The sequence below is a fragment of the Paenibacillus sp. LS-5 genome, assembly GCF_056121505.1.
Map to the genome: position 1 here is coordinate 1 of NZ_JBWAVA010000119.1, position 244 is coordinate 244.

Annotated in this window: 1 protein-coding gene; it reads right to left on the bottom strand. The window is 34.4% G+C overall.

Features of this window, described 5'->3' with window-relative positions:
* Positions 1-244: transaldolase family protein (locus AC0MA3_RS26705; protein ID WP_474658380.1), on the bottom strand; the 244-nt coding region annotated here is incomplete at both ends.

Below are 244 nucleotides of genomic sequence, written 5' to 3' on the forward strand. Positions count from 1 at the left end.
TTGCCCTGCAGAGAAAATCAAAGTACAATTGGTTTTGATTCCTTTGTTTGAGAAATATTTTAAAGCTTTTACGCCGTCTTTAATCATCGGGATTTTCACTACAATATTAGGATGAATTTTCGCAAGAGTTTCACCTTCAGCAATCATTTCTTCGTAAGTTGTAGAAAGAACTTCTGCCGAAATATCGCCATCAACTATGTCGCAAATATCTTTATAATGTTGAAGAATTGCTTCATTTCCACTG